Below are 25,214 nucleotides of genomic sequence, written 5' to 3'. Positions count from 1 at the left end.
GAATGATTAGTCAACTTTCCTGGAAAGTTGGAGGACAGCAAGGGGAGGGCATCGAGAGTACTGGTGAGATTTTCTCGATGGCGATGAACCGGATGGGGTACCATCTGTATAGCTACCGTCACTTCTCTTCCCGTATTAAGGGTGGACACACGAACAATAAAATTCGCGTGAGCACAACGCCAATGCGTGCGATCTCTGACGATCTGGACATTCTCGTAGCGTTTGACCAAGAGACGATCGATTTCAATGCGCATGAGCTGCGTGAAGGCGGTATCATTATCGCGGATGCGAAATTTAATCCAAAGTTGCCGGACGGCTTGAAGCCAGTTCGCTTCTTCACTGTACCACTGACTGAGATCGCTGATGAACTGGGAACTTCCCTGATGAAAAACATGGTGTCGATTGGTGCGTCCAGTGCCATCCTCGGCATTTCAGTGGAAAGCTACCGTCCCATCGTTGAAGATATGTTCCTCCGCAAGGGCGAAAAAGTGGTTGAAAAGAACATGGATGCCATTCGCCGCGGTTTTGATTTTGTAAATGAATTGACTGGTGGTCAACTTCCTGAGTTCCAAATGGAAAAGGCTGATCCACAAAAACAACTGTTCCTCATCGGTAACGATGCGATCGCTCTGGGTGCTGTAGCAGCAGGCTGCCGTTTCATGCCAGCTTACCCGATCACACCTGCTTCCGAGGTAATGGAATACTTGATTAAAAAGCTGCCTAAATTGGGCGGTACTGTTATTCAAACAGAAGACGAGATTGCTGCTATTACGATGGCAATCGGTGCTAACTTCGCGGGTGCTCGTTCCTTGACTGCTTCTGCAGGTCCTGGTCTGTCCCTGATGATGGAAGCAATTGGTCTGGCTGGTATCACGGAACAACCAGTTGTAATCGTGAACACGCAGCGTGGTGGCCCATCTACTGGTATGCCTACCAAAATCGAACAATCCGATGTGAATGCTATGATCTATGGTACACACGGTGACATTCCAAAAGTAGTTATCGCGCCAAGCACAGTAGAAGAGTGCTTCTACGATGCAGTTGAAGCGTTTAACATTGCGGAAGAATACCAACTGCCTGTTATCCTGATGACAGACTTGACACTGTCCTTGGGTAAACAAACAGTGACTCCATTTGACTACAGCAAAGTAGAAATCCGCCGCGGAAAACTGCTTGCTGGACAAGATTTGCCAGAAAAAGAGCAAAACGACCTGTTCAAACGTTATGAAGTAACAGAAGACGGCGTTTCTCCTCGTGTTATTCCTGGTCAAAAATACGGTCTGCACCACGTAACTGGTGTTGAGCATGATCAAACTGGTCGTCCATCTGAGAATGCTGCAAACCGTATTCAACAAATGGATAAACGTATGCGCAAAATGGAAGGCGTCCTGAAAAACTTCAAAGGCGCTGTAACAGCAGATGCTCCTCACGCTGATGCGGATGTTCTGGTTGTAGGTATCAACTCCACAATCGGTACCATTCAAGAAGCAAAAGGCCGTCTGGAACAAGAGGGAATGAAAGTAAACCATGCACAAATCCGTTTGCTGCATCCGTTCCCAACTGAAGAAATCAAAGCACTCGTAGATAAAGCGAAGAAAGTTGTTGTTGTTGAGCACAACGCCCAAGCGCAAGTAACAAGCTTGCTCAAACAACACGTTGGAAACGCTGAAAAAATCGAATCCGTGCTTAAATATGACGGTAACCCATTCCTGCCGAAGGAAATCTATGCTGAAGTGAAGGAGCTGGTAAAACATGGCGACTATGAAAGAGTTTCGAAATAACGTAAAGCCAAACTGGTGCCCAGGCTGTGGAGACTTCTCCATCCAAGCGGCTATTCAACGCGCTGCAGCGAACGTAGGTCTGGAACCTGAAAATCTGGCGGTTGTTTCCGGTATCGGTTGCTCTGGTCGTATTTCCGGCTACATCAACTGTTATGGTTTCCACGGTATTCACGGACGTTCCCTGCCAATCGCACAAGGTGTGAAAATGGCGAACCGCGAGCTGACAGTTATCGCAGCAGGTGGTGACGGGGATGGTTTCGCGATCGGTATGGGCCATACTGTACACGCTATCCGTCGTAATATGAACGTTACGTACATCGTAATGGATAACCAAATCTACGGTCTGACAAAAGGTCAAACCTCCCCGCGTTCCGCGACTGGTTTCGTGACCAAGTCTACACCGGCAGGTTCCATCGAGTCCTCCATTTCTCCAGTTGAACTGGCGCTGTCTGTAGGTGCGACTTTCGTTGCTCAATCCTTCTCCAGCGATCTGAAGGGCTTGACTGAACTGATCGAAAAAGGTATCCAACACGAAGGCTTCTCTTTGATCAACGTATTCAGCCCTTGTGTAACCTACAACAAGGTAAATACGTACGACTGGTTCAAAGAGAACATCGTACCAGTAGACACGATCGAAGGATACGATGCACATGACCGTATCAAAGCAATGTCTACTTCCATGCAATACAAAGGCCTGATTACAGGTCTGATCTACCAAAACACTGAGCAAAAACCTTACGAAGCTCTCGTAAATGGCTTCAAAGAAGAAGGTTTGGTTAACCAAGACATTCGTTTGTCTGAAGAAGACTTCGAAAAATTGGTTAAAGAATTTGCTTAAGTTTGATAGAGTGAAAAACCTCTCCTTAACGGGAGAGGTTTTTTTATTACATGCGATCGCGCCACTGCCTGTACACCAGCATGATAAGGAAAAAAACGACCAGTTGACCAAAGAGTGGATACAGGAAGCGAAGAAGCGAGCTAAACCCGATAAAACTGATCAAATAGCAAATTAGCAAAATCCCGAGTAAAATAGTCGGACCTCGAAGAGGGGTAACTTGCCTAATCTGTTGGGCTAGACCAAATACGTTTGCCACAAGAGTTGAGAAAATTTCCGCATACACCAACAGGGAGAATAAAAAAGGAATGGTTGGTCCCAAGCCTTGCAGCACAGCAATCATGGGCATTTCCGCGTGATGGATTCCCGGCATTTTTACAGAGAGAGAAGCATAGGCGAGCAAGAGCAGAAGGCCTATTCCCAACCCTCCTATGATTCCCCCCAGGATGAGAGGCTTCTCGCTTGTACTCTGTCTGCCCATCGGAACCAAAACTGCTTGTGTAAGCGTGACATTTAAGGCAACATAATAAAAGGGAGAACTAAGCCACGCCCAAGGCCGTAACGATTCAACGACGACATTCGTATCTAACCATGGCTTCGTATAAAGGAAGACAAGTACAGTAAAGCCAATGAGCATCGGAACAAAAATGCTGTTCACGTGATGGATGGCAAACAGCCCTTTTTTCGTCACGAAAAAAATCAAAATCATGCTAAACCAAATGCCGATTTGGGGAGATAATCGAAAAGACTCCCAAAAAATCGCGCCAGTAGCAGCGAGCATGACAGAGGTAGTCCCTAGCAATACGGTTAGAAGCAAGGTATTAAATACAGTGCCAAACGGATGCCCAAATAAATAGGTGCTGACTTCTTGATAGGAATCGGCCTGAATCCGATAAGCAATCAGCATGACCCGGATGCCTGCCCAAATAAACAGCGTCGAAGCCAGAATGATGCCAACTAAGCCTTGTGTTCCATATTGAACAAAGAACTCTACAATTTCTTTGCCAGAGGCAAAACCAGCTCCTACGACTGTCCCAATATACGTAAAAGCGATCTGCCATGCGGCTCTCCATGTTCCTTGCATCTCAGACCTCCTGTCCCACCTTATTCCATCCTATGAGAGGGAGTGAACCGAATATGCGCGTTACCGTGTTAGGCTATCAATCTCCTTATCCTGGCCCAGGGGGTGCTACTCCGGGTTACCTGATTGAGACAGACCGTGTCAAAATTCTTCTCGACTGTGGCAGCGGTGTTCTTGCGCAGTTAGGCAAGCATTTGCCCATTTATGAGCTGGATGCCATGCTCTTATCTCACTATCATCATGATCATGTTGCGGATGTAGGAGTGATGCAGTACGGTTTGATGGTTCATCAGCTATTTGGCCAAAGACCTGCTGACAAGCCGCTTCCGATCTTCGCACCAGCGCTGCCAGTGATCAATACTCAGTCATTGGTGTATCGAGATGCGACCACATTTACCCCAATCACAGAAGAAACGTCTGTTACCATTGGGGACGTCGCGATTACTTTTTTACGGACAGACCATGGTGACGGAGATCCATGCTACGCCATGCGTTTGGAAGCAAATGGTCATGTCCTCGTATACGGAGCGGACAGTGGACCAGGTACAGCCTGGGAGGGGTTTGCAAGTCAAGCGGATTTGTTTATTTGCGAGGGGACCTATCTGGATTACAATTTACCGGCGAAGCCAAATGGGCACCTGTCTGTTCGCCAAGCGGCAGAATTGGCACAATCTCTATCCTGCCGTTCTTTATTAGTCACGCATTTGTTTTACGGCTATGATGAGTCTCAAGTAATCGCGGAGGCCAATGCCTTTGTTGCAGGTCCAGTTTATGCGGCGCGCATCGGTCTGCAAATCGATTTATAAGGTTGTTTGTGTACATAGAGAGGAGAATTGACTGTGTTTCCAAATGTATTAGAAGTCGCACGTAAATTAATCCGTGAACGGGTACAAGTAGGAGAAACTGTTGTAGACGCTACGATGGGGAATGGAAATGACACCTTATTTCTTGCGCAATTGGTGCAAGAAGACGGGAAAGTAATCGCCTTCGATATCCAGCCGCAGGCGATCGAAAAAACGCGAGAGAGACTCGAAAGAGAGGGTCTGGCGAACAGGGTAGAAATGAAGCTCGCCAGTCATGAGGAAATTGACAAGCTGGAGATTAGTGCCGCGGCGATCATGTTTAATTTGGGCTATTTACCGGGTGGAGACAAAGAAATCACAACACAAGCGAGCAGCACCATTCAGGCGATTCAATCAGGGTTGAGGGTGCTCAGACCAGGTGGAATCATGACAGTCATGATTTATTGGGGGCATCCTGCGGGAGAGTCGGAAAAAGAGGCAGTCGAAGCATTTTGCCAAGAGCTAAGTCAATTGGATTATTTGGTTTTAAAATACCAATATATCAATCAGCAAAACCAAGCACCATTTTTACTGGCCATCGAACGCAGGGGACAATAAAAAGAACGAACGCGATCCTTTCCCGGGCAAGCGCAGCATCCGACATCATTCCTATGAGAAAGCAAATATTTTGTCAGGTCGCGGAGAGTGTACAAAAATAGGCACGCTCTTGCCCTTTCTGGCACATACCCTATGTAGAGCAATGTGGCAAGGGGGATCTACGTGGACAGAATCGGGATAATGTTGGATTGGGCCCTTATGGAGAAAGGAATTCAAGGCCTCAAGTCATATGAGCGTCTGCCTTATTATGTCGAAATCGGAAAAGAGCTTGGATTGGAGCCTGTTTTTTTTCATCCGAGACATGTGAAGCCAGGAGATGAAAGGGTCAAGGGATATTTTTGGAACGGAAATCGCCTCGTCTCACAACTGGTTTCAGTCCCGCGCGTCATCCACAATCGTGTTTTGACAGGGGATGCAAAAGCACGGAATGTGATTCGAAGATTGAGCCAAAAGAAGACGGTGTTCAATGGCTTGGTTGTACGGGATAAGAGAAAGGTACACCAGATGCTCTGGAAAAACGAACACATTCGTAGCTATCTGCCACAGACAGTTCCTTATTCCATGGAGCAGTTGCGTCAGTTCTTGGATAAATACCAGGTGGTGTACGTCAAGCCTTCGATTGGATCAGTCGGAATTGGGGTAGCACGTATTGAACGGCATGGAGGCAATTATCACTTCATTGCATCGAAAAAACGGCAGATTTTATCTCATTCGCAAATACTCTCCACGGTGCGGCGTTGGGTCGGTAACAAACGATTTTTGATCCAGCGAGGGATTCCTTTGGCGCGCTATGGAGGCAAAACGTTTGATATTCGTGTTTCGGTGCAGAAAAACAAAGAGAAACAGTGGACTGTGAGCGGGATGGTTGCCAAAGTCGCCAATAAGAAAAACAAGCTGAGCAATCTCTCACGAGGTGGGACAGCAGTGCCGTTTTCGGAAGCATTATTCCCCATCTTTCCTGAGGTGAAACAACAGCAAGCAGTCATCGAAAGAGTAAGCGTAGCGGCGGTGGAAATTGCGAAGCAATACGGTCGGCATTTTTCATCATTAGCAGACTTAGGCATGGATATGGGAATTGACGAGCGAGGTAATCCGTATTTAATTGAAGTCAATGTGCGTGATCAGCGCTATTCTTTTTTCAAGGCTGGAGAGAAGGCGATGTTTAAACAAACGTACCGTCATCCACTGGAATATGCGCAGACATTACTCGCTGAAAAAAAGAAACGGAAGCATCAGCTTCTATCGCCAAGCTATTTACTCTAAAGAAATAACGCAGAAAGAATGTGAAAAAGACGGTGGCAATTATTGCCCCGTCTTTTCGTATGCCGTGACCTACGATTCTGCCGGCTGTTGTTGGTCAGCCAAAGGAAAGGGCAGATTGCGAAAGTGACGATATACCAAAGCCAATATCGATTTTCGAGTCAAGATTCCTTGGAAATAGTGCTCGTCGTCTTCAATGCAGACGAAAGGGTGATTAATGGACACTTCCAATGCTTTCAAAAATTCATCGGTGTCACGCAATCGAGGGACCTTCGTATCCATCACATCATCTACAATATGTTCGGACATACGCTCGGTCTCGAAGCGTTCCAGACCTAGAGTCTTATTCATGATCATATTCGTGCTGATTAACCCATGCAAACGATACTGATGATCCAGTACAGGAACGGCTGAATAACCGGACTTGATTAGGACAAGCAGGGCGTGCTCAAGCGAATTACCTAACTGCACATGTGCGACCTTTGTGGACGCGATTATGAGATCTTTGATCGGAATATGTAACAAAGGGATCTCTTGATTCATTCAGATCCACCACCTTTTCTTTCTGTCGTCTATAGCAGTAAAGAACTGCCTGTGGTCCTCTTCTATGATACCGTAAGCGAGGTACAAACGGTAGGGCTACATTTAGAAAACTTGGCGTTGCCAAGCCTTTGGTGGGGTAATAGACGAAAAAAAGCCCGGCAGTTACGCCAGGCAAGTAATCGAGGTGTGGAACAATCGTCCCTACTTCTAGTATGGGAGATCATGTTGTTTTTTACATTAGGAGTTTAGAGGAAACCAGCTTCTCTCTTACGCTTTATACGTTTGATTTTTGAAAATCGGTTTTGCTTCCACACGTTTTTTCCGATTGAACCAAAAGGACATCGTCGTCAACTCGTAAAGGAAAATACAGAGTGGCGGTGTAATCACGAACATGCCGAGAACCAATGACGGCGTCGACCAGCCTAGTCGATGAATGACGTAGCTCTGCAGTAAGAACAGGATCAACGGATGAACCAAATAGATAGCCATATTTTGTTTGGCCAACCGGGCAAGCCACGGACCGAGGTTAGGCAGTTTGCCGAGATAACTGGATGCAGGGTAAAAGCTGATGATCACACAGAGTGTGTACACCAAATAAAGCGGTTCAAAAATATTCATGCTCTCGTAATAGCTTTTGGAGCCGGAAAGATAGCTGAACGCCATCCAAACAGCAGCACATGCCATCACAACGATAGAAGGTATTTGAAGGCGTTTCACCCACGTCCGCCATTTATCCACATTCATCCCGGCATAAGCACCGAGTGCAAAAGTAAATACGTACATCAAAACATAGTGCTGTCCGTAAACATAACTGTGCTGCACGAGGGACAGGAATGGATTTGCAGCCCAATCAATGGCCCATAACGGCTTAATGAACAAATAGTGATAGAGAACGTATAGACCAGCCTGTCCAATAAATAGAGCGATGATCCAGCGGAAGTTCAAGTACCGTTCCATCCACGGTTTGATCAGGCAAAACAACAAGCATAGTTGCAAGTAAAGCGGAATGTAGTACAGGTGGTAGAATGAACTGCCATTAAGCAGACTTTCGAAAAACGGTCCAACCAGCACGGCCGGGTCAAAGGTTTGGTGTTTAAAATAGGTGAAGATGGCCGTCCAAATTACGTAAGGCAAAATAACTGCGCGCCAGCGTTTTTTCCAGAAAGCACGCCAATCCAATTGTCGGTTCTGATACCAGTAAAATAGAAGCATTCCAGTTGCAAATATAAATAAAGAACGACCGAATTTTAACAAGATGATTAGAACGGCTTGTAAATCACTATTCCACGGATACGTCTTCTCATTTGAGAGAAAAAAGCTGAGGATGTGAATTATCAAGACAGTAAGAGCCCCAAAAACAAAAAGGGCATTCAGATCCTGAAACGTCCCCTTTCGATTGCTATTCATAATTCCTCCAGAATTTTACCGGCAGCACCTGGAGAATCAAAAGCAAGTATAATGCCCGTTATTCGGGTAAGTGCCAGTCAGGTGCGGCCAGTTCTTTTGCGGTATAAGAAAATAAGTGTAATCGTTGCGACAAATGATGCCTCGACTCTGTCACTAACTCATTTTGCACATAAAAGGGGGTAGGTAATACAGCCCACTCAGAACGGATTGTCTCCAAAAGCCGTGCTTTTACATCATCCATAGTGGCCAATTTCCCAGTCAAACTCGCAATGCTTCCAACGGTAGAAGCATCAATGGAAGGAATTGGCTTATGACTTTGCATTTCATCCAAGCCCGCAAGACGGTAAAAGCGCTCCATCCATTCCCCTCGTGGCCGATCGTCGACGTTAATGCATAACTGCAAAATAGAGCCGTGTCGCGTGCGTCTTTGCGCCATACCTCCGATTTTTTTACCGTGAATGGAAAAATCGTATTCCCCTGCACAGTAGGAACCCGTCACTTCACCAAATTCGAGCTTCCCGTAATCGCGCAGGCCCACATCAAGAAGCTGGGCTACAAACGAGAAGAAGGAGTCAATGGAAATCGAGGTGTCAGGCAATAGACAAGCCATATTGAGAACGCCAGCATCAAGCGGAACACAAGCTCCACCAGATGAGCGAAGAACACAACCAAAGCCATCTTGACCAAACTTACGCAAGGCTTGCTGGAGATGAGGAAGCTTGGCGTCTCTGCGGCCGAGATACAGCGCCTGATCGTACACCCAGAGATGAATGACAGGGGTTGCAGATTCAGATTGCATACTCGCTGCCAACGCTTCATCACGGATTAAAGGCTCAAGTGGACTATCCTGGTAGGTACCGGAGTCCATCCAGCGAAACGGTTGATTAACAGAAAATGACATAGGAAGGCTCCTTCACAGGACAAGAATAGCTACCATTATAACATCTGAAATGCGTTTATTTCTACGTTTTCGCCATCTTTTTTCCATTTGGTAGAACATACATGTCAAGTAGAGTGAAAAAATACCCGACAGGCCAAGAGAGCTTGTCGGGTCAAAATATGGTTCTTTATTTGGTCTCCTTGAAGGAGAAATTGTCCAGATAGGTCGTTTTGCGAGGCGCATTTTCAGTTGCCTCTTCTTGTAGGTACAGACCGAGCTTTGTGCCTTCTTGTTTCACATACTGTTGACCAAACAAGTATTGATCGTTCAGATAAATGGAAACAGTGTTCTCGTTAACTTCTACTTTTAAGCGATTGCTGGATTTCAGCTTGTAGGAGCTAGAAGTAATGATGTCAATATCGTCTTCTTCGACATCATTCACTTTACCTAAAACAACGCGATCTTTTTGGATGAATACAACATTGGCTTTTCCGTCTTTACCGTTGAAGTAAAGGCCTCCTAAGCCTTCACTGCCTACGACATTGACATCGACGCTCAATTCGTATTTCTTAACTTTGTCAGACTCATTCCAATTCAATGGCAGGAAGTAGTGATCCAGATCATCATCATCGGATTCCGCTGTCACTTGTTTGCTAGCGACCTCCCAGTTTCCTGTCGCTTTGTCTGTATCCCAGTTTTTCAATTTGGAATCAGAGAAGGAATCGCTGATATTGATTCGCTCTGGTTCTGGCTGAGGTTTCGGTTGACCAGGGGTAGGGAATACAATTTTGATCTCATCATCATCGTCACGATCCAAAATAGCGCGATAGAGCAGAGAGGCAGCTTCCGCACGAGTAATCGGATCTTGTGGACGGAAATTGCCATTGTACCCTTTCATCAGATCAGTTTGGATCGCAATCGCAATATACGGACGCAGAGCTGACGAAATATCATCGTAATCACGGAACTTTTTCAATTGATTCAGGTCGGCTTTGTACTTTTGATCGTAGCCCAACAGGCGTACCAATGCGACAGCAATATCTTCACGTACTGCCGCTTGATCTGGCTTATACGTGTAGGTGGAGCCGGATTTGTAACCAGTCAAGTAAGGCTTGGCGTACTCCACATACAGAAATGCCCAGTGATGACGCGGTACATCCTTAAAGGTTTGGTCGACGTAGCGTTTGTTTATATCTACATCTGCTGCTGCGATCATAATTTTGGCAAATTCGGCGCGGGTAACTTCGTTGTTCGGTCTAAATGTCCGATTGTCGTACCCTTTGATGATCCCTTTTGCCGCCATCTCCGTAATTTCCTTGTATGCCCAATGGCTACGTGGAACGTCTGAGAACGAAGGAGTGGAAGCGGCACCGACGACTGGGATAACCGTTAAGAACATTAACACCGACAAAAATACGGCTAGTGCTCTTTTCATGTTAACCTCCTCAAAATGGCAATGTAGTTTTTGTTGACTGCTATTCAGACGGCGAGTGGGCTTGTATTGTTGCAGGAGAAAAAAATATTATGGTGAAAATAGGAAAAAAGACGGAGTTTCAAAAAAATTGGCGGAGCATGTACCAATGGTAAGGGCATGCTTGTTTGATTTGGATGGAACGCTATTGGATCGGGAACGGTCGTTGGATGCATGTTTGGCACGACAGTGCGAACGTACACGGCCGCTCCAGAAAAGAATGTCTCTGGAAGCGGGACCTGTTTTGGGGGGATAACGTGGAGGCAGACGCTATTATCGAGAAAATCCCAGAACTGATTGGAACGATCTCTCGCCGTTTCGTACATATTTTGCCTCATAATGGTTATTATGCATTAGCTTTTGTATCACCCAAAATGATATAATTCTTTATTGGTTACTTATGTAGATGATTTTAGCTGAGGTGATATATGATGAAGGAAACGAAAGAGGCGACTGTGGACTTAAAATCCGTTAAGTCTCCAAAGAAAACGGAAGACTATGCGAAATACTTCCAGGCCCCTTCTTTGAAAGATGCGAAAAAGCGCGGTAAGGAAGAGATTTTAGTCCATTACGATTTTAATATCCCAGAAGACATGCAGAACATCGGAAAAGGAAAGCGTTATCACGTTCGTACGTATGGCTGCCAAATGAACGAGCATGATTCGGAGACGATTTCTGGTATCTTGCAGGCAATGGGCTATACCTCCTCTGATTCTGTCGAAGATGCGGATGTCATCCTATTTAACACCTGTGCGATCCGCGAAAATGCAGAGGATAAAGTATTTGGAGAGCTTGGCCACATGAAGCGGCTCAAGAATAACAATCCGAATCTGATCCTCGGTGTTTGCGGCTGTATGTCCCAAGAAGAGAAAGTCGTCAAGAAAATCCTGAAAAGCTACCAGCAGGTCGACTTGATTTTTGGAACGCACAATATTCACCGATTGCCAGAACTGTTGCGCGATGCAATGTTCAGCAAAGAAATGGTGATTGAGGTTTGGTCTAAAGAAGGCGATATCGTCGAAAATATGCCGAAGCTCCGCGAAGGAAACACCAAGGGCTGGGTTAACATCATGTACGGCTGTGATAAGTTCTGTACGTACTGTATCGTGCCATATACTCGTGGAAAAGAGCGCAGTCGACGCCCGGAAGATGTTATCGCGGAAGTGCGTGATCTCGCTCGCCAAGGCTTTAAGGAAATCATGCTTCTTGGACAAAACGTCAATGCGTATGGGAAAGATTTTGAGGACATCGAGTATGGTTTTGGAGACCTGATGGACGAGATCCGCAAGATTGATATCCCGCGTGTGCGCTTCACGACTAGTCATCCGCGCGATTTTGACGACCACTTGATCGAGGTGCTGGCAAAGGGCGGCAACCTGGTGGAGCAAATCCATTTGCCTGTCCAATCCGGTTCGACAGAGGTACTCAAGCGGATGGCGCGTAAATATTCGCGTGAGCATTATCTGGAGCTCGTTCGCAAAATCAAGGACGCGATCCCGAATGTCTCGCTTTCTACCGATATTATTGTTGGCTTCCCAGGCGAAACCGATGAGCAGTTCGAAGATACTATCTCAATGGTGGAAGAAGTCAAGTATGATTTTGCCTATACCTTCATTTACTCCCCACGTGAAGGTACACCGGCTGCTGTCATGGAAGACAATGTGCCGATGGAAGTGAAAAAAGCGCGCTTGTACCGACTCAATGAAGTCTTGGGTCGAATTAGTCTGGAGCAAAACAAAAAACTGCAGGATCAGGTTGTCGAGGTACTTGTGGAAGGCGAATCGAGGACGAATGCGGAAGTGCTTGCGGGACGTACGCGTACGAACAAGCTGGTCCATTTCACTGGCGACAAATCCTTGATCGGACAGTATGTGCACATTAAAATTACAGATGCGAAAACGTGGACACTCCACGGAGAACTCGTATCCAAAGTTGAGGTGTAGGTCATTATGGAACAAACAAACGTGTATACCCAGAAAGAAATTCTTGATAAAGCTCGCGAGCTTGCAGCTATGATCGCGCGTACGAATGAAGTCGATTTCTTCAAACGTGCCGAACTGCAAATCAAGCACAATGAACGTGTGCAAGATTTGATTGATACCTTGAAGCAGAAGCAAAAGCAAATGGTGATGTTTGAATCCATCAACAAGCCTGAACTGGTGAAAAAAGTGGAAGGCGAGTACAACCAATTGCATGAGGAACTGGATGCTATTCCAATCGTTACGGAATTCAAGCAATCGCAGGTGGATGTGAACGATCTTTTGCAAATGGTCACGAACGTGATCACGAACACCGTTTCGGAGCGTATTATTTTGGATACAGGCGGAAACCCATTGACCGGAGAGACGGGTGGCGGGCCTGAGAAGAAAAAATCTGGCGGCTGCTGCTCCTAATTCTTGATAGAAAGCTTTCCTGGCGCTGTTTTGATGAGTACCCAACAACTTTCCCAAATATAAGGTGGTTGTTTGCACGCTAGTCGAATGCCCTGCATACAAATGTACAGAAACGTTGTATGGAGGAGGTAACGAAATGTCGGGTATAGACAAAGATCTACAGTGCCGGGAACTTATCGCGAAAGCAGTCTGCGGCAAAGGCCATAAATTTTCTACTACCACCCACACCATCATACCGTCGCAAACTCCTTCGACGATCCTCGGATGCTGGATTATAAACACGAACTTCCAAGCAGAGAAAGTCGGAGATGCCGTTGAAGTATCTGGTACGTATGACGTCAACCTGTGGTTTTCGTTTGCTAATAACACGCAAACCGAAGTCAAGCGGGAAACTGTAAAGTTCTCCGTACTCGTACCGCTTACGTTCTTCGACAAGAACTGCAGAGGCGATCTGGAAATCGTTGCACGCGCCGTGGAGCAACCGAAGTGCATAAAAGCGGAGTTAAGTGGTGGTGGCACAATCACAGTCAGAGTTGAAAGCGAATATGCAGTAGAGGTCATTGGAGAAACAAAGGTGTGCGTTGTTGTCTGCAATAGTTGTGATGACAAAGAGTTCCATCTGGTTGACGACTTTGAAGATAACAGTGACGAGTTTGATGACTTTGATTCCGCTACGCTACTCGACGAGCTCGACTAAAGAGGAGAAATTATCTCCTCTTTTTTCTTTTTTTCGGAAGTGTACCATTCACACTTTTTTTTGGGCGCAGTCATAAGATAACGAGAGAATAGCGGGGGAGTGTGGAAGGCATGATTCTACGCACAAAGGCGAGTCAGCGAGCTAACAAGCAGGAAACGCCAGCAACACAACCGATGACGGCCAACGCTAAAGAAGTCGTAGCGTATTTGCATCGTCCAGAAATCGGGCGCTGGTTGCTCCGGCAAGGGAGAATACCTGTAACGACAGGAAAAGCAGCGCGACCGGGTTGGCGGACATATAGGATCTGCCTTTACCAAGACTATGTACTGGATATCGCCAGGAGCGAGGAGCAATCACAATGGCTGCTGCACCGGATGCAGGAACCCGAATGGCATTCCGTCTCCTTACCTTCCGCCGAAACGGAGGTTCAAGTGGTACAGGGGCTGGCTGCGCGCAGTTTGTATGCCGCTGGAGCCGATGCGGGTCAAGTAACGATCATGGCGGCTTCTCCCCATCGACTTAAGGTCGTCGAGGTGGAACCAAATTGGCCAGCCAATCATGCTGACGAATATATGCAGCGGGCTCGAGATTGGTGGGAAGGTCGGATGCGCAAACAGCCGCAAAAGCTGCAAAGCATGGGGGCTGATCCCGAGTTTGCTTTACGCAAGCCCACAGGAGAGATGGCACTTGCTTCGGACTTCCTGAGTATTAATGGCACGGTTGGATGTGATACGACACGCTATCGGGAAGAATTAGGTCTCCATCAGCACCCGGTTGCAGAGTTGAGACCTGCGCCATCGGAGGACCCTGATCAATTATTTATGCACATCTACGATAATCTGGCACTCGCATACCAAAAAATAGGGAACTCGTCTATCGAATGGCTCGCTGGCGGAATGCCGTTTCAAGGTTATCCAATCGGCGGGCATATTCATTTTGGCGGTCTTACCCCTACTTTTTCTCTACGGCGAAAGTTGGATGCGTACTTGGCTCTTCCCCTTGTTCTAATTGAGGATGCAGGCTGTATGAGCCGCAGAGAGCGATATGGATTTTTGGGGGATGTACGGGAGAAGGAATATGGATTCGAATATCGTACGCTCCCCAGTTGGCTCGTTGATCCCCTTGTCACCCGAGGTATTCTTCATTTGGCCCATTTGGTTGCAACCAATCACGAGAAGCTACAAGCAACGCCTCATCTAAAGCTCCCGCTCATCAAAGCGTACTATCAGGGCGAAAAAGAAAAGCTCCTGCCGTACGTTGCCCAAGTCTGGCAAGAATTAAAGGAGCTACCAGGCTATATGCTGTCACGAATTCATTTGGATCGATACTTTTCTTTTTTAATCGAAAGCCAATCGTGGAGAACGGATGAAGACCTTCGCAAGACATGGAAGCTAGCATAAACAGATCTACCATTGGATGCAGGATCAACATTACCGTACAATCATGATATAATAGCGACGAGAATTAGTAGGCTAGGAGAAGAAAATCATGGCTCAATATACCCCGATGATTCAACAGTATCTGGCTATCAAAAAAGATTATCCGGATACTTTCTTATTTTTTCGCTTAGGCGATTTTTATGAACTGTTTTTTGATGACGCCATTCTTGCGTCCCGTGAGCTGGAAATTACACTGACGGGACGTGAAGGTGGTGGTTCTGAGCGCATACCAATGTGCGGTGTTCCACATCATGCGGCAGATGGCTATATTGCAGAGCTACTGAAAAAAGGACATAAAGTAGCCGTTTGCGAGCAAGTCGAAGATCCAAAAGAAGCCAAAGGGGTCGTTCGCCGGGAAGTTACACGTGTCATTACTCCAGGAACGATGATGGAAGGCAAATGGCTGACGGATAAGGAAAACAATTACATGGCAGCTTTGGCCCAAGTAGAAGGGCGAACGGGTGTTGCTGCGTGTGATATGAGTACAGGCGAGATGTACGTTACCTCTTTGGTGGGACAAGCAGAGGCTGTTCTGGATGAAGCCTTGCAATATCGCCCCAAGGAGCTCGTCTTTTTTGGCCTCGCTGTTTTGCCGAAGACAGCACTGCCATCTACTGTCGTGGATGCGAACCAGCTGGACGCATTTGCGGTGGATAGTCAATATGCGGAGCAGGCAAAAGGTCTGGACATGTCCATGCGAGCGGCGGTAAATGCTCTCTTGTTCTACATAGGGACGACGCAAAAACGCAGTCTTGCCCATATGCGGCTGTTAAAGCAGTACGATGCCAAGCAGTACCTGCAAATGGACGGCTTTTCCAGACGCAATTTGGAATTGACAGAGACCATTCGCGATAAGACGAAAAAAGGCTCTCTGTTGTGGCTGTTGGATCGGACTCAAACCGCAATGGGTGGTCGTCTTTTGCGCAGATGGATTGAGCGTCCGTTGCTCAGTCGCGATCAGTTGGAGGCACGATTGAGCGCTGTGGAAGCCTTAAAGGGTGACATGCTGCTTCGCTCCGATTTGCGGACTTGCTTGGATCGTGTCTATGATTTGGAGCGTCTGGCGGGCCGTATTTCCTACGGGAATGCGAACGCACGAGATCTCATTCAGCTGCGGATGTCTTTGGAAGCTGTTCCAGAGCTGAAGCAATATATGATTCAAACGAATACGCCGGTATTGATGGAACTTGCGCAAGGGATGGATGAGTGTACGGATATCGTCAACTATTTGGCTCATGCGCTCGTGGATGATCCCCCAATTTCGGTTCGTGAAGGCGGAATGATTCGGACGGGATACGATGAGTACCTGGACAAGCTCCATACGGCAAGTCGTGAAGGGAAGACGTGGATTGCCCAGCTGGAGCAGGGAGAACGGGAAGCGACAGGGATTCGATCACTCAAAGTAGGCTTCAATAAGGTGTTCGGTTATTACATCGAAATATCGAAGTCCAATATCGCCAACGTTCCGGCTGGGCGGTATGAGCGCAAGCAAACGTTAGCCAATGCAGAGCGGTACATCACACCAGAGTTGAAGGAACGCGAAGCGCTCATTCTTGAAGCGGAAGAAAAGATGATTGAGTTAGAATACCAACTGTTCGTGGCGGTAAGAAGTGAAGTCGCGAAGCATATACCAAGACTGCAGAACCTCGCAGAGCGCATTGCATCTGTGGACGTTCTTCAGGCATTTGCTACGGTAAGTGACGAGCGCGGATTTATACGCCCTGAGCTTGTGGAAAGCGGCGAATACGTCATTACAGAAGGGCGTCATCCAGTAGTAGAAGCCGTTCTGGAGCGCGAAAAATATGTGGCAAATGACGTGGAGATGGATCAGACGAATCGTCAAGTTTTGCTCATTACGGGTCCGAATATGGCGGGTAAGAGTACGTACATGAGACAGATCGCCTTGATCACGGTGATGGCACAGATCGGTTGCTTCGTTCCGGCTAAACAGGCCAAGCTCGCGATTGTTGATCAGATTTTTACTCGAATTGGGGCCGCCGACGACTTGGTAGGCGGGCACAGTACGTTTATGGTGGAAATGCTGGAGACCAGACACGCCCTGCAAAAAGCGACAGCAAAGAGCTTGATCCTGCTCGATGAAATCGGTCGCGGGACTTCAACGTACGATGGAATGGCGCTTGCACAAGCAGTCATTGAGTACATTTGCCAAAAAATCGGTGCCAAAACACTCTTCTCGACGCACTACCATGAGTTGACCGGGTTAGCAGAGACGTTGAGTGGTGTCGTGAATGTCAACGCTCGATGCGAAGAACGGGAAGGAAAGCTCTTGTTCCTTCACAAAATTGAAGAAGGACGAGCAGATAAAAGTTATGGAATCCATGTGGCAGAGCTGGCTGAAATGCCGACCTGGGTCATTGAACGGGCGCGCAGTATCTTAACCGGGCTTGAAGCGAATGGAAATGCAGGGAATGGAAATGCAGCGAGTGACGTGCAAATGTCGCTCGAATCGCTATGGACGGCACCAGTTGCTGCGGTGCGTGAAGAACCGATGCAGTTTGCGGCGGCCGAGGAAGAAGCAATTATGGCTGAACTGCGCGAGCTGGATTTGAATTCAACGACGCCAATGGACGCTATGATGAAGCTATATGAATGGAAACAGCAATTGAAAAAGCGATAGGGTTCGTCCGGAGGGGAGGCACTCATGGGAACCATTCAAGTTTTAGATGAGCAACTCGCCAATATGATTGCTGCAGGGGAAGTAGTAGAAAGACCGGCTTCGGTTGTTAAAGAGCTGGTAGAGAATGCAATTGATGCCAGTGCAACGACAATCGAGATCCACGTAGAAGAAGGCGGTCTGGAGATGATTCGGATCGTTGACAATGGGAAAGGGATGGACCGGGAAGATTGCCAACTGGCTTTTGAGCGCCATGCCACCAGTAAAATCAGCAACGCTCGTGATTTGTTCCGCATTCGTACACTGGGCTTTCGTGGCGAAGCCCTGCCGAGTATTGCTGCAGTATCGCGCATGGAGCTGACGAGCAGTACGTCCAGTAGTGAGATAGGTACTCATCTCATGATTGAAGGTGGGCAGCTCGGAACGCTTTCCGATAAAGCCGCTGTAAAAGGGACGGAAGTATGTGTACGCAGCTTGTTTTTCAACACACCTGCTCGTTTGAAATACATGAAGTCGATCGCCACGGAAGTCGGACATATTTCCGATTATGTGAATCGACTTGCACTCACGCATCCGTCGCTCTCCTTCCTGCTGACTCATAACGGCAAGACACTTTTGCAAACGTCTGGCGACGGAAAGCTGCTGCACGTCATGGCGGCTATCTACGGTGTGCAAGTAGCGAAGCTGTTGCTACCAATTGCAGGGGAGACCCTCGACTATAAGTGGTCTGGTTTTCTATCGAAGACGGAAGTGACAAGGGCGAATCGCTCTTACCTTTCGACACTGGTAAACGGTCGGTACGTGCGCAGCTATTCGATCAACAATGCGATTATGCGCGGTTATCATACATTGTTACCCATCGGCCGTTATCCGATTGTGGCTTTGCAGATCGAGATGGATCCATCACTGGTCGATGTGAACGTACATCCTGCCAAACTAGAGGCGAGATTCAGTAAAGAAGATGAATTGTGCAGTGCAATTGAACAGTCAGTAAAAGAGACATTGCGACAAGGCTTAGGAATTGTCAGACCCATGGCTACACAACCAAAAGCGAAGGTCGTCACCCAGGTTGTACAACCACAGTTTGACCTGCAAATCACCAAGCCTGATACTCCGCAAACGCCACTATTAGCAGCGAGTCCCCGGCTCCAGGAATGGATGGCCAAGCAGGAAACGATAAGTAAGCAAGTGGATGTAGTGCCGCATATCGCACCGTCCATGGAAAACGGCACGGTAAAGGAGTCGGCAGCCAACTATGAAATGCTGGAGTCTGCAAAAGTAGAGGCTATCCCGCATGAAATCGTGCAGGCGACTTTCCAACCTTACGAGACTAAGGCTCCGGAACAATTGGACATTGCCCAGGCACCATCTCCTGTGCATCCATTACATGAAATCAACAGCGAAGACAATTCAGCCACAGCAGGTACCGATCAATTACTGCCACATCCGGAAGCTACCAATGAAAATGAGACGGATTCACCTGTTCCCGTTATGTACCCAGTTGGTCAAGTACATGGCACCTACATCGTCGCGCAAAATGACGAAGGCATGTATTTAATCGATCAACATGCTGCGCAGGAGCGGATTTTTTACGAGTATTTCATGAACAAGCTGGCAGAAGAGGACATTTCCAGCCAGATCATGCTGTTTCCTCATACGGTGGAGTATACGGCTGCAGAGGCAAGCAAACTGGAGAAGCGACTGTCGCTTTTGCAATCGTTTGGTTTGGAGATTGAGGCGTTCGGTGGACGGACCTTTATCGTTCGCGCTCATCCACATTGGTTCCCAGAAGGGGCTGAGCTGGAGGTCATTGAGGAGCTCATTCAGTTTGTACTGGAAACGGGCGAAAACACCCAAGCTAATGTCGTGCTGATGCGCGAAAAAGCTGCCATCATGATGTCTTGCAAAGCTTCGATTAAAGCGAACCGCTTCCTCACGAATGCAGAGATGGAAAGCTTGCTGAACCAGCTGCGCAAGACGAGCAGTCCATATACGTGCCCGCACGGCAGGCCGATTGTGATTCATTTTACTGGTTATGACTTAGAAAAAATGTTTAAGCGTGTGATGTAAACATGTATGGGGAAGAGACTTATCTTCGGAGTAGAAAAACGAGATACTTCATTTTTATTGGGGTGCTATTCGTCATTCGCGAGGATAAACATCAAGAAGAGACGAGAAGCATGCTAAACTAACAGATTTGTCATTTTGCGAAAAAAGCGGTAGTCAGGAAATGGTTTATTGTTCCTGACTGCCGCTTTACTTTTCATAAGTGGACTTCAAAGTTAAATAAAGCAGTGCCAAAACCACTGACTGAGCTCTCGATATGGCCTTTTACTCTTTTGGGTTCCGGCTTTACAAGACCCCCGAGAGGTTAACCAAGCCTCGTTAAACCTAACATTCCTCAACATTCATAGTTTGCTCGGGTACGTCATTGATAAGGGATATACGGTATCTCCCAAAAAGCAATTAAATCTTCCTACCTTTTATCCCTGATTTTGTCAGGGACTTTTTAAAACATATGAAGGAGGAGTCAACTACGGAATTCAATGACGAGAAGCGAGACAAGACTCCGGTCACTCGCTCCCTACTTAGTGGGCGTTGAATCTTTGGATTTTTTTAAAGAAAGGGTATTGTTGAAAAGGAACAAGAATTATATACTATTTATGTAATAAAATGGTAAAGGATGTGGAGTATGATTAAAAAGGTTATGACTTTGGGTGCAATTGTTTCTGCATTAACTTTCGGTTCGCAAGCCGCTTTTGCCAGTGATGGATGGGCAGATACAAGAGAAACTGCTCAAGTTATCCACGCTGGTGGTAGTTTCTTTCAAACAATCTCGGATAGTACAGATGTTGATTGGTATGTTTTTAGAAATGACTCAGACAAATCGAATTGGGTATTCGAACTTCAATCCCCTGCTGGCATTAACTATGACTATGACTGGATAGCTTTTGGACCTAATGGCGAGTATATATTGTCTGGTACTGCTGGTGATTTAGGGCCTGGTGAAATTGACGCTGCATCGGCAGGTGGCATAGGTTTTGGTAAGGGGGCGACAGTATACTTTAAAGTTCGTGGACATGCCTCCCAAGATTTTGATTCGAGACATATTTACGCTGTTTACTTATCGACTTGGTAATATTAGAGGAAAAATTTTTTATGGGCTTAATGAAAAGCACCCAAGTGGTGCTTTTTCTTTTTCAATAAAAAACTTAATAGGCGACTATTCTGCCTCTTTAATTTTATTCAGAAAATTTAAAAATCAAGATTGATTTTAGACAAACGCTGACTTATGATTACTTGCAAAAACGAGGTGAAACGAAATGAGTTCATCACGCCAAACCGGGATGTTTATTTATCCGTGGGACATAGCCGAGAGTGGAATCGAAGCTGTGATGCAAACATTGCAGGGGGCCAAATGCAATACAGCGGTGGTCAATAGCAGCTACCATCAGGGGAGATTTTTTCACCCGAGAAGCAAAACGTTTCGCAGGCTGCCGTTTTCAGGGGTGTCGTTTGCGCCTGAATGGTCGAAGTACAACCGTTTACGCCCGACCGTACACGAGCAAATCGCACAAGCAGGCATTCTTGCCAAAATGAAAGAAGCTTGTGAGCAGGCAGGAATGGGGTTTCATACATGGTGGGTTGGCCTTCACAATTCTACACTTGGTTTGGCTCATCCAGATCTTTGTGTGCAAAACATTTGGGGGGATACATACACGTACGCGCTATGTCCTTCGCAGCCTGAGGTTCAGCATTATGCCAAGGCGCTTTTTACGGATACGCTAGAGCAGGTCAAACCGGAGCGGATTCTGATCGAAGCGACCGCCTTTTTGCCGATAAAGCATGGCGAGCATCATGAAGTATGCCTCCTGCCGTTAGGAGAATCACTGCAATGGTTACTTTCGCTCTGTTTTTGCGGAGCATGTACGGAGCGTGCCGAATCGAAGCGAATCGATGTAGGAGCAGTCCAACAGCTTGTATCAAGGCTGGTCAATCAGATGGTAGAAGCCGATTCCATCTCGCAAGTATCCGCTGAAGCGAGAGAAGTTGCCTTTTTGCTGCTGGAATACCCGGAATTGTATCAGTATCAGCAATCTCGTCTGGAAGTGGTAGATGGGCTATGGAGGAGCCTGAAGGAAATCGCGATGAGTATGGGGACTGCATTGGATGGCTTTCCGTCTTCGACACCGTTTTTTGTGAATCAGTCCTATTGGGAAGGGGTTTCGTTGCGAAAAGCTGCGGCTACTCTCGATCGTGTCGTTCCTCTCGCCTATGGAGACAGTGTCGGTGATGTGGCGTATACCTTCCATGCAATCAAGCTTGTAGCCCCAGAAGCTGCGTTGGGAGCGGCTTTTTCCCTGCATCATAGCCAAATCCAGTCAGCAGTCGAGTTGGCAGCGAGGGTGAAAACAGCAGTGGACGCAGGCGCTCAATCGATTGTTTATTACAATCTCGGTCTGTTAAATAACCGCAGGCTGGATTGGATCAGACAGGCGAACCTTGCAGATGAGTAGTGGAGATAGCTTTTTTCATTCGCATGGCTTATGCCCACATGTAACAAGACCCACGGAACTACTACAGTCCGACGCGCTTTCATAAAAAATGGTATGATTGTCATAGCAAAGAGGAAAACAGTTTGGTTCAGATTCTATTTGACCGGCAAATTAATCCTGCTTACAATAATATGATCGTTACCGTTTATGTAAAAACCGTCGAGTCGTTTTTCTAGAACAGCAGTTCTTGTCAAAAGGGCGAAGACGTAAGGAAGGGAACAAAGGCGTGATTGTTACGACAGGACTTGAGCCTGGTGAAGAAACCTTGCGTCACGCAGCTGAATTGGCTAGTACATTGGGGCTACAGGTTGTGAATCGACGAGATTTTTCATTGGGTCAAATGCGCAAGCAATATGGGGTAGAAAAAGTATTGGTGGTTTCCGCTCTCGGAGCACGACTGGAAGTGCCGGGGAAAAAACCATTCTTTTTTCATCCGAACACATCTGCTTTTCGTATAAAGCGGCTCATGCGCGGCGATACTGATACTATGCTTGTTGCTTGCCAAATTCATCCAGGGGACGAAGTGCTTGACGCAACCTTGGGTTTGGGTGCTGACGCTATTGTATTTTCTCATGCAACTGGCGCAAATGGGAAAGTCGTTGGTATCGAATCTGAGCGATTGTTAGCCATCTTGGTAGAAGATGGACTGCGGCACTGGTCATCCGATGCGGAAGAACTGGAGCAAGCCATGCGTCGTATTGAGGTGCGATGTGGCAACCATCTAGAAGTACTGAGAGGACTGCCTGCACGTTCCTTCGACGTCGTTTATTTCGATCCCATGTTCGAAGTAACTGTACAAAGCTCGTCGGGAATCGCCGGAGTCCGGGAGCTCGCCAATCCAGATGCTCTTTCAGAGGAGGCTGTTTTGGAAGCGCAGCGAGTTGCGAGAAAACGTGTGGTAATGAAAGAAGGAAAAGAAGGTAGGATGTACGAGCGCTTTGGTTTTACACCGTTTCGCTCCCGCGGCCAGCAGGTCGTGTACAGCTACAAAGAGATAGGTGGAGGGGAGTGACCTTGCTACAGAGAGAAAGGCTAGTCGTGATTCTTGGCCCAACAGCGGTCGGCAAAACCCAGCTTAGTCTGGAGCTGGCCGAACAGTTCGACGGTGAGATCATTTCCGGAGATTCCATGCAAGTATACCGTGGAATGGATATTGGCACCGCAAAAGCAGAACCAGAGGAGCTTGCGAGCATACCGCATCACCTCATTGATATTAAAAATCCAGACGAAGAATACTCTGTCGCGATGTTTCAGGAAAGTGCCGCAACGTTGATTACAGACATCAACCAGCGTGGCAAACTTCCGTTTATCGTAGGCGGGACAGGTCTGTACATAGAATCGGTTACCCATCGATTTCAGTTTTCCACCACTTCTCAAGACCCTGAGCTGCGTGATCGACTGCAAAGATTGGCTGACAGTGAAGGCGTGGAAGCATTGCACGCCCGATTGGCCGATGTCGATCCGATTACAGCCGAACGCTTGCATCCCAATGATGTAAAGCGGGTGATTCGCGCATTGGAGATTTATGAAAGCAGCGGGTACAGGATGTCCGACTTTCAGCTGCGGGCACAGCATTCCCCTTATGATTTGGTGATGATCGGTCTCACGATGGACCGCGCAAAGCTGTATGAACGAATCAACCACCGGGTAGAACTGATGATCGAAGCGGGACTGGTTGAGGAAGTGAGGGGGCTCTTGGATGCTGGATACGATGTGTCACTGGTCTCCATGCAAGGCTTGGGGTACAAGGAGCTCATCCCTTATCTGTATGGAGAAATCACGCTAGAAAAAGCAGTGAACGACATACAGCAGCGAACGCGACATTTTGCCAAACGCCAGCTTTCCTGGTTCCGTCGCATGGAAGAAATTCAATGGTTTGACATGACCGATCCAGCCGAACAGAGGAATAACGTGGAAACTATCAAGCGAATATTGGCAGGAAAGTTTCAACAATTGCCGAATATATAACATACAAGTCCTTTTAGGGGGTAGTGTACATGAAACAGACGATCAACATTCAAGATACGTTCTTGAATCATTTGCGGAAAGAAAACATCGCGGTTACCATTTACCTTGTGAACGGATTTCAATTGCGCGGGTATATTAAAGCATTCGATAATTTCACGATTGTGATTGATAGCGAAGGCAAGCAACAATTAGTATACAAGCATGCGATCTCCACTTTCACTCCGCAACGCCCTGTATCGCTTATGTCTCAAGAGAACAACCAACAGTAAGCGAAGCAACACCAACAGCCAGGATACATGTGATCCTGGTTCTTTTTTATTATCTGGCGCGATTGAGGGAAATTCCTTAAACGCAAAAAGTATCAATAAAAAAGCCCTGTCGCCTTAGAAGCGAACAGGGCTTTCACATTACTCTATGCAATGATTATCCGTATAAATTTGGAACGTGATGCCGAATTTGTCTTTCACATTACCGTATGCTGGGCTGAAGAACGTTTCTTGCAGAGGCATAAGCACTTGACCGCCTTCTTGCAGGGCATCAAAAATCTTATGAGATTGTTCTTTATCATCGGTCGAGATGCAAATGGTCACTTGATCACCAAGCTGATGCGGTTGTCCTGGGAAGGTATCGGAAAACATCAGTTCAGTTTCACCGACGCGAATAGTAGCATGTCCGATACGATTCTTGGCTTCTGCAGGTAATGGGAACTCAGGATTTTCCGGCATTTCACCGAAGGTTTGCTTGAACAGCACTTCAGCACCTAGCGCACCCTCGTAAAAGCTAATCGCTTCACTTGCAGTACCATCCAAAACGATGTAAGGAATCAAACGCAATGCCATCAGTCAACATCTCCCTTGGTTTTCATATG

Annotated in this window: 23 protein-coding genes; 17 read left to right on the top strand and 6 right to left on the bottom strand. The window is 47.0% G+C overall.

What is annotated here, in order from left to right; all coding sequences use genetic code 11:
- Window positions 1-2: 2 nt before the first annotated feature.
- Both ACKKE8_RS17955 and ACKKE8_RS17950 read left to right on the top strand, forming a co-directional pair.
- Window positions 3-1,781, top strand: a complete 1,779-nt coding sequence (locus tag ACKKE8_RS17955) for a 2-oxoacid:acceptor oxidoreductase subunit alpha (protein WP_409174267.1) — start codon at window positions 3-5, stop codon at window positions 1,779-1,781.
- Window positions 1,753-2,619 carry a 2-oxoacid:ferredoxin oxidoreductase subunit beta gene (locus tag ACKKE8_RS17950; RefSeq protein ID WP_087346699.1) on the top strand — a complete coding sequence of 289 codons (867 nt, stop codon included), beginning with the start codon at window positions 1,753-1,755 and terminating at the stop codon, window positions 2,617-2,619. The genes ACKKE8_RS17955 and ACKKE8_RS17950 overlap by 29 nt, the downstream gene beginning before the upstream one ends.
- A gap of 46 nt (window positions 2,620-2,665) precedes the next feature.
- On the opposite strand, the gene ACKKE8_RS17945 is transcribed toward ACKKE8_RS17950, so the two are convergent.
- Window positions 2,666-3,700 carry a hypothetical protein gene (locus ACKKE8_RS17945; RefSeq protein WP_409174266.1) on the bottom strand — a complete coding sequence of 345 codons (1,035 nt, stop codon included), beginning with the start codon at window positions 3,698-3,700 and terminating at the stop codon, window positions 2,666-2,668.
- A gap of 53 nt (window positions 3,701-3,753) precedes the next feature.
- Between ACKKE8_RS17945 and ACKKE8_RS17940 the strand changes: the two genes are divergently transcribed.
- From ACKKE8_RS17940 to ACKKE8_RS17930, 3 genes are all read left to right on the top strand, one after another.
- Window positions 3,754-4,503: an MBL fold metallo-hydrolase gene (locus ACKKE8_RS17940; protein ID WP_409174265.1), complete on the top strand. Its 750-nt coding sequence runs from the start codon at window positions 3,754-3,756 to the stop codon at window positions 4,501-4,503.
- Window positions 4,504-4,536: 33 nt separating this feature from the next.
- A complete protein-coding gene (locus tag ACKKE8_RS17935; RefSeq protein ID WP_409174264.1) occupies window positions 4,537-5,097 on the top strand; it encodes a class I SAM-dependent methyltransferase in 561 nt (186 codons plus the stop codon).
- Window positions 5,098-5,259: 162 nt separating this feature from the next.
- Entirely contained in the window at window positions 5,260-6,360 is a 1,101-nt protein-coding gene (locus ACKKE8_RS17930) for a YheC/YheD family protein (RefSeq protein WP_409174263.1), read from the top strand.
- Between the two features lie 69 nt (window positions 6,361-6,429).
- On the opposite strand, the gene cbpB is transcribed toward ACKKE8_RS17930, so the two are convergent.
- The 4 genes from cbpB to ACKKE8_RS17910 all read right to left on the bottom strand — a co-directional run bounded on the left by cbpB (window position 6,430) and on the right by ACKKE8_RS17910 (window position 10,622).
- Window positions 6,430-6,900 carry a cyclic-di-AMP-binding protein CbpB gene (gene cbpB / locus ACKKE8_RS17925; protein WP_047067754.1) on the bottom strand — a complete coding sequence of 157 codons (471 nt, stop codon included), beginning with the start codon at window positions 6,898-6,900 and terminating at the stop codon, window positions 6,430-6,432.
- A 267-nt stretch (window positions 6,901-7,167) separates the two neighbouring features.
- A complete protein-coding gene (locus ACKKE8_RS17920) occupies window positions 7,168-8,307 on the bottom strand; it encodes an acyltransferase (protein WP_409174262.1) in 1,140 nt (379 codons plus the stop codon).
- 58 nt (window positions 8,308-8,365) lie between these two features.
- On the bottom strand, window positions 8,366-9,208 hold the full coding sequence (locus tag ACKKE8_RS17915) for a lipoate--protein ligase family protein (RefSeq protein WP_409174261.1): 843 nt from the start codon (window positions 9,206-9,208) through the stop codon (window positions 8,366-8,368).
- Window positions 9,209-9,374: 166 nt separating this feature from the next.
- The gene (locus ACKKE8_RS17910) at window positions 9,375-10,622 is read right to left on the bottom strand and encodes an S-layer homology domain-containing protein (protein ID WP_409174260.1); all 1,248 of its coding nucleotides are present in this window, start codon (window positions 10,620-10,622) and stop codon (window positions 9,375-9,377) included.
- A 164-nt stretch (window positions 10,623-10,786) separates the two neighbouring features.
- Between ACKKE8_RS17910 and ACKKE8_RS17905 the strand changes: the two genes are divergently transcribed.
- The 12 genes from ACKKE8_RS17905 (at window position 10,787) to hfq (ending at window position 24,615) form a co-directional block, all read left to right on the top strand.
- Complete coding sequence (locus ACKKE8_RS17905) at window positions 10,787-11,041, top strand: hypothetical protein (protein WP_409174259.1); 255 nt, start codon at window positions 10,787-10,789, stop codon at window positions 11,039-11,041.
- A gap of 48 nt (window positions 11,042-11,089) precedes the next feature.
- Window positions 11,090-12,601 carry a tRNA (N6-isopentenyl adenosine(37)-C2)-methylthiotransferase MiaB gene (gene miaB, locus ACKKE8_RS17900; RefSeq protein ID WP_409174258.1) on the top strand — a complete coding sequence of 504 codons (1,512 nt, stop codon included), beginning with the start codon at window positions 11,090-11,092 and terminating at the stop codon, window positions 12,599-12,601.
- Between the two features lie 6 nt (window positions 12,602-12,607).
- Entirely contained in the window at window positions 12,608-13,051 is a 444-nt protein-coding gene (locus ACKKE8_RS17895; RefSeq protein ID WP_409174257.1) for a RicAFT regulatory complex protein RicA family protein, read from the top strand.
- 136 nt (window positions 13,052-13,187) lie between these two features.
- Window positions 13,188-13,748: an outer spore coat protein CotE gene (locus ACKKE8_RS17890; protein ID WP_106840364.1), complete on the top strand. Its 561-nt coding sequence runs from the start codon at window positions 13,188-13,190 to the stop codon at window positions 13,746-13,748.
- A 110-nt stretch (window positions 13,749-13,858) separates the two neighbouring features.
- On the top strand, window positions 13,859-15,148 hold the full coding sequence (locus ACKKE8_RS17885; protein ID WP_409174256.1) for a putative amidoligase domain-containing protein: 1,290 nt from the start codon (window positions 13,859-13,861) through the stop codon (window positions 15,146-15,148).
- Window positions 15,149-15,236: 88 nt separating this feature from the next.
- Window positions 15,237-17,825 carry a DNA mismatch repair protein MutS gene (gene mutS / locus ACKKE8_RS17880; protein ID WP_409174255.1) on the top strand — a complete coding sequence of 863 codons (2,589 nt, stop codon included), beginning with the start codon at window positions 15,237-15,239 and terminating at the stop codon, window positions 17,823-17,825.
- 24 nt (window positions 17,826-17,849) lie between these two features.
- Entirely contained in the window at window positions 17,850-19,892 is a 2,043-nt protein-coding gene (gene mutL, locus ACKKE8_RS17875; RefSeq protein ID WP_409174254.1) for a DNA mismatch repair endonuclease MutL, read from the top strand.
- A 622-nt stretch (window positions 19,893-20,514) separates the two neighbouring features.
- Window positions 20,515-20,961, top strand: a complete 447-nt coding sequence (locus tag ACKKE8_RS17870) for a hypothetical protein (RefSeq protein WP_409174253.1) — start codon at window positions 20,515-20,517, stop codon at window positions 20,959-20,961.
- 184 nt (window positions 20,962-21,145) lie between these two features.
- Window positions 21,146-22,339 carry a hypothetical protein gene (locus tag ACKKE8_RS17865; RefSeq protein WP_409174252.1) on the top strand — a complete coding sequence of 398 codons (1,194 nt, stop codon included), beginning with the start codon at window positions 21,146-21,148 and terminating at the stop codon, window positions 22,337-22,339.
- A gap of 265 nt (window positions 22,340-22,604) precedes the next feature.
- The gene (locus ACKKE8_RS17860) at window positions 22,605-23,390 is read left to right on the top strand and encodes a class I SAM-dependent methyltransferase (RefSeq protein ID WP_409174251.1); all 786 of its coding nucleotides are present in this window, start codon (window positions 22,605-22,607) and stop codon (window positions 23,388-23,390) included.
- Window positions 23,387-24,346, top strand: a complete 960-nt coding sequence (gene miaA, locus ACKKE8_RS17855; protein WP_409174250.1) for a tRNA (adenosine(37)-N6)-dimethylallyltransferase MiaA — start codon at window positions 23,387-23,389, stop codon at window positions 24,344-24,346. Before ACKKE8_RS17860 ends, miaA begins: the two co-directional genes overlap by 4 nt.
- A gap of 29 nt (window positions 24,347-24,375) precedes the next feature.
- A complete protein-coding gene (gene hfq, locus ACKKE8_RS17850) occupies window positions 24,376-24,615 on the top strand; it encodes an RNA chaperone Hfq (protein WP_007719110.1) in 240 nt (79 codons plus the stop codon).
- Between the two features lie 138 nt (window positions 24,616-24,753).
- Here hfq and ACKKE8_RS17845 read toward each other — a convergent pair whose 3' ends face one another.
- Window positions 24,754-25,185: a VOC family protein gene (locus tag ACKKE8_RS17845; RefSeq protein WP_409174249.1), complete on the bottom strand. Its 432-nt coding sequence runs from the start codon at window positions 25,183-25,185 to the stop codon at window positions 24,754-24,756.
- Window positions 25,186-25,214: the final 29 nt, after the last annotated feature.

It is taken from the genome of Brevibacillus fortis, from assembly GCF_046196545.1.
Lineage (GTDB): Bacteria > Bacillota > Bacilli > Brevibacillales > Brevibacillaceae > Brevibacillus > Brevibacillus fortis_A.
This window is presented reverse-complemented; position numbering and strand designations above follow the sequence as displayed.